Source organism: Brevibacterium picturae (assembly GCF_030453725.1).
Taxonomy (GTDB): Bacteria; Actinomycetota; Actinomycetes; order Actinomycetales; family Brevibacteriaceae; genus Brevibacterium; species Brevibacterium sandarakinum_A.
Genome location: NZ_JAKDJU010000201.1, coordinates 1 through 4962, shown reverse-complemented (window position 1 = coordinate 4962; position 4962 = coordinate 1). Strand labels below are relative to the sequence as shown.

Here is a 4962-nt window from a genome sequence, read left to right as displayed (position 1 = left end):
ATCCAGGCGCCGTGACGCAGCCGGCTGCATCGTGCATTCGGATAGAGGATCGCAGTTCAGGTCACGGAAATTCGTGCACACCCTGAACCGTCACCACCTCATCGGATCCATGGGCCAAGTCGGTGCTGCCGGTGATAACGCCGCGATGGAGTCGTTCTTCTCGCTGCTCCAGAAGAACGTCCTGGACCGCAAACGGTGGCGAACCCGAGAGGAGCTGCGGATCGCGATCATCACCTGGATCGAACGGACCTACCACCGCCGCCGGCGTCAGGCCCGTCTGGGCCGATTGACCCCCATCGAATACGAGACCATCATGAACCCGGCCGTGAGCCTCGCGGCCTGACACCCCAACTGTCACCTGTTCGTGCGGCAGTCCCCCGCGCTGCCGCAGCGCCTCGGCTAGCGGGTCCATGTGCGCGGTCTGATGGAAGAGTCCGTGAACAAGCACGACGTCGCGCAAATGCATGGCACGTAGTACATCACGCACCAGAGCGGGTAATGCGAGGGCGTAAGTTCTCGGGCGGGTGTGTCAGACGGCGGCGCCGGTCAGCGCGGACTCTAGGGCCACGAGGACCGTGTCGTTCGAATCTACGCCGGCCAGTGTCAGTGCTAGGAGAGCTGCCCCGCCCAGGGGGTGGAGGCGCGGGGAGACGAGCTGCATGCGGCGGGGCGTTCCGGAGCTCAGGGCCTGATCGAGGCGACGGAGGAAGCTCGGGTCGCTCGCCAGCGACCCGGTGCAAGCCACCGGCACCGGGTCGGTGTCCACTAACGGGGCGAGCAGGCGCACGCCCCGGGCGGTGCGGGCCACCAAGTCCCGTAGCGCGACGTCCGCCAGAGGCGACTCCTCGGCCAGGGCGGTGACCTGCGGCGCGAAGTCGCCGTAACTGCGCTTGGTGTCGTTGCGGTTGGCCGAGGACCTCTGCAGCACGACCTCCCGCAGCCCGTGCACGTCGTCCACGCCGAAGTACGCCTTCGCTGCGGAATACAGGGGATCCGTCGGGCTGCTCTCCCCGGTCAGGATCCGTTGCACGACGTCGTGCACGAGGTGACGGGCGGCGCCTGCGTAGTGATCGAACTGTCCGTTCTCGATCTCGTCGCCGCGCTCGTTGATCGCGAGGATCATCGATCCAGTGCCGGCGACCACGATGACGCCTGCATGCCCCGACAACGCGCCGTGGTGGGCGATGACCGCGTCGTTGACGACCGTGCGCGGGCAGGTCATACCGTCGATCTCGAAGAAGCGCTCGACGTCGCGGTTGTACCGGGCTTCGGTTGGCGACGAGGGCCGGTCAAAGCCGGCCATGCCGGCCACCAGTCCCGCGGCCCCGGCGGGGTCGAGGTCGGCGTCCTCCAGTGCGCGAGCGAGGGTCGCGCGGACGTTCACCTCGGCGTCGTCATTGTGCATGGGGCTTCCCCCGCCCCCACTGGCGCTCGAGAGGTAATGGCCATCGAGATCGACGCATGCCACCCGGGTGTGGGTGCCTCCTCCGTCAATGCCGATCACGAATGTTCCCTGCGCCCTCGCATAGTCCATAACGGCGAACCTAGCATCGCAGAGTGCCAGGGCTTATCGCGGTGGGTCGTGGAGCCCCCGCCAGATGCGTCCCGTTGGGGTATACCCAGTGCGACAGATCTGTCGCAAAAGTATCGGACGCGCCCCTATTTGTGACTTCGTCTGCTGAATGGCGGGGTTCTTCGGTCGCTTCGTGGCGGGGTCAGGTGACACCGATGACCAGGGTGCTCTGTGCGGCTTCGATGACGTCGTTGGTGATGGTGTCGAGTTCGTTGATCTTCAGGACCCGCTGGATCTGGGGGAAGAGGCGTTCGAGGAGCCGGAAGTTGCCGCGGGTGATCCGTGCGATGGCTGCGATGGCTTGGGCGTCGGTGAAGTCGTCGGGGTCGAGGGTCTTGCCGAGGGATCGCCAGTGTCGCTCGAGGACGAACAGCAGTTCGTCTTGTCCCAGGGGCCGGTACTGGTGGGCGAAGCCGACTCGGCTGTAGAACTGGGGGTAGTGGCTGAACTGCTTCTCCAGGCCGGGCATGCCGATCAGGATCAGGGCGATGTCGTCGCGGTCGTAGCGATCGCGCAGCAGTTCCAGCGCGGCGGGACGCAGTCGTTCGGCCTCGTCGACGATGATCAGCTCCACGTAGTTCCTGCCGTGTCGCCATCCCCAGGCCTCGGGAGTGGCCGTGCCGGGAGGTACGAGGTGCTGCTCGATGCACATGTTGGTGCGGGTGATGGCTTGGGTCAGCTCGTCCTTCAGGGTCCGCGGGGTGGTCAGCACGCTGGGGGTGTAGAGCACGGTGCGGCTCCGGTTCAAGGCGGCGTAGATCTTGGCGTCGTTGTCGGAGCGCGGCCCCCAGTAGGTCAGCAGGTCATGAGCCTTCTCGTAGTGTGCGTAGCGGCGTGCGGAGAGTGTCTTTCCTACGCCGGCTGATCCGAAGCACAAACCGATGGTGTGCCCGCGGCGCACGGCGTCGGCGAACTCGGTGAAGCGGCGGTGCTCCTTGGTGACGATGAAGCGCTGGCTCACCTGAGGTCCTCCTTGTAGATCTTCAACGCCGACCTCGGCGCCGGAGCCGGTGCTTCGGTGATCCGTGGTGTCTCGGTAGGTGCGGCCACGAGGGCGATGCGTTCGTTGATGCCGGCTCGCAGCGCCCGGCGGCGGGCGTTGCGCGCGGCCTGGATCTCCTTGAGGCTGACCTTTTGATCGTGGTGCTCTTGGTTGACGGCCTTGCAGACGAATTCGTCGTGATCGAAGACGCGGATCTCGGTGATGTCGCGGGGGTCGTAGCGGATCACGACCGAGCGTCCGACGTAGCCGGCCAGAGTTGGCGAGACGTAGCGCAGGCCCTGGAAGCGGATGCCATCGCGGCGCACGACGCGGGTCTTGGCGACGGTTAACAGCAGTCCGTCGAGGTCTTCCAGGCTCTCGGGCATTCGGGGCAGCCAGCCGTCGGCGATCCACGCGCTGCGCGGGGAGGTTCCGAGCTCGCTGTGCGTGCGGTCGTTGTAGGTGGCCACGAACGCCTCCAGGGCGCTATCGAGTTCGGCCAGGGACAGTTTCGGTGTCGGCCAGGGGTGCCCTTCGGTGATGTGTCCGGGCAGGGTGGCGAGTAGCTCGGTGTTGATGGTGCCGAAGAACCGCTCGATCTTGCCGCGGCCCTGGGGTCGGGCGACGGTGGAGTGGATCAGTCGGATGTGGAGGTCGACGGCGGTGTGGGCGAGCTGGTCACTGGTGAAGTCGCTGCCGTGGTCGACGTAGAGCACGTCGGGCAGGCCGCACATCGGCCAGGCCGGGTCGGTCTTGTGCCAGATCGCTTGGCGCAGCGCCAGGGCGGTGTTCATCGCCGACGGTGCGCCCAGGAAGGCTGTGTAGCCGCAGACCGCCCGGGAGCAGTCGTCGAGGATCGTTGTCAGCCATGGCCGTGCGGGCTTGGCGTCGGTGCCCACCACCAGGATGTCGAGCATGGTGTGATCGGATTGCCACATCGCGTTGGGCAGCTCTGCTTGCCGGCGGAGCACCAGCTCGTGCTTGTCGCGGTAGGACGCTGCGCCCTCCAGGGCGAGGGTGACCATGCCGGGATCCAGGGTCCGCACGATGTCCCACACCACCGAGTAGGAGGGGACCGGCCACTTCCGGGCGGCGCAGATGCCGGTGACTTTGCGGTGGATGGTGGCGATGGCCGGCCGCGGCTTGCTCAGTGCCAGGCCCTCGATCAGGTGGACGAGGTCGGGCGGAAGGCGGCGGGAGCCGGTGTCCGCTCGCGAGGCTGTCTCCAGTCCGGCGTAGCCGTCGGCGCGGTAGCGGGCGTGCCAGCGCTCCAGGGTCCGCAGCCCTACATCGGTCTCGCGAGCTAAGCGCGCGAGGGGCACCTGGTCCTCGACGTGGAGCCTGAGGATTCGCCACCGCGCTCGAGCGTCCACGACGCACCTACTGCAAGGCGTTCTCGCGCCCGCGCTCGGCGCGCTGAAGGGCGCGGTAGACCGTGGAGCGGCCCACGCTGAACAGCTCGGCCAGCTCGCCCACGGTGTGCTCGTCGGCGGCATGTAGCTGGACGAGGTGAGCTTCTTGCCGGGGGGTGAGTTTCGGTGACTTCCCACGCAGCCGGCCCTTGGCCTTGGCGACCTTCATCCCCTCGCGGGTGCGGGCACGGATGAGGTCGGCTTCGAATTCGGCGACCATCGCCAGCACGTTGAACAACAGTTTCCCCATCGGGTCGGTCGGGTCGTACACCGATCCGGCGATGCTCAGCTTCACTTCCCGCGCCGCGAGGTCGTCGGCGATCTGGTGGGCATCACGGACTGAACGCGCCAGCCGATCGAGCTTGGTGACCACGAATGTATCGCCGTCCCGACAGGCAGCCAGCGCCTGCCGCAGGCCCTCACGGTCGGCGTTGCGGCCCGTGAGCCCGTGATCGACGTAGATGCGCTTGGGATCGACGCCGAACGCCGCGAGTCCGTCACGCTGCGCGGTCAGGTCCTGCTCGTCGGTGGAGACTCGGGCATAGCCGACCTTCAAGGGGGACATGCTCCCCAGTGTGTCATATAGCCTCCCTTCACCGGACAGTTCACCGGACGGGTCTTACGGGACAGCCCGCCAGGCGTGCCGTCGTTCCTCTCGATAAGTAGCGATGGTGTCCGGTGAGGGTTCCCCATACGGGCGCGGACTGTCGTCACCGTATGCCGAGGTGGTAGTTATTCGGGGGCAGTCCACGAGAGTCCTCATTGACCGGGGCACCCACCCTTGTTAGCCGGATTGCGGTGGTGGAGGATGGGGTTGGGCCCCGATCGCGATTGCTCATCGAACGACCTCGGAAGGTCTTGGAGAAAACTCCACGTCATGTGGTTGATATCCGCGATCAGCTCGGTCGCGACTTCTGTCGGGGCCGGGCGGTACGGCGCTTAGCCTCGATCTTTCATGGAGCTGGTGAGCGGGTGTGTTCGGCGTCGTTGCCGGT

General features: G+C 66.5%; 5 protein-coding genes. 1 reads left to right on the top strand and 4 read right to left on the bottom strand.

The annotated features are described in order from the left end of the window. Positions 1-343 (top strand): integrase core domain-containing protein (locus tag L0G76_RS14030; RefSeq protein ID WP_304357782.1); only part of this gene is annotated, 343 nt, incomplete at its 5' end. A 186-nt stretch (positions 344-529) separates the two neighbouring features. Here L0G76_RS14030 and L0G76_RS14025 read toward each other — a convergent pair. The 4 genes from L0G76_RS14025 to L0G76_RS14010 form a co-directional block, all read right to left on the bottom strand. Then, entirely contained in the window at positions 530-1534 is a 1005-nt protein-coding gene (locus L0G76_RS14025; RefSeq protein ID WP_304357781.1) for a BadF/BadG/BcrA/BcrD ATPase family protein, read from the bottom strand. A gap of 181 nt (positions 1535-1715) precedes the next feature. After that, complete coding sequence (locus tag L0G76_RS14020) at positions 1716-2534, bottom strand: AAA family ATPase (protein WP_037161208.1); 819 nt, start codon at positions 2532-2534, stop codon at positions 1716-1718. Further along, the gene (locus tag L0G76_RS14015; protein WP_304357780.1) at positions 2531-3928 is read right to left on the bottom strand and encodes a Mu transposase C-terminal domain-containing protein; all 1398 of its coding nucleotides are present in this window, start codon (positions 3926-3928) and stop codon (positions 2531-2533) included. Before L0G76_RS14015 ends, L0G76_RS14020 begins: the two co-directional genes overlap by 4 nt. Positions 3929-3935: 7 nt before the next feature. Next, positions 3936-4532 (bottom strand): recombinase family protein, encoded by a 597-nt coding sequence (locus L0G76_RS14010; RefSeq protein ID WP_010534181.1) that lies wholly within the window; start codon positions 4530-4532, stop codon positions 3936-3938. Positions 4533-4962 lie beyond the last annotated feature (430 nt).

Excerpts from the sequence above, each read along its gene's own strand:
- L0G76_RS14025 (WP_304357781.1), bottom strand. The coding sequence starts at position 1,534 with ATGGACTATGCGAGGGCGCAGGGAACATTCGTGATCGGCATTGACGGA.
- L0G76_RS14010 (WP_010534181.1), bottom strand. The coding sequence starts at position 4,532 with ATGTCCCCCTTGAAGGTCGGCTATGCCCGAGTCTCCACCGACGAGCAG.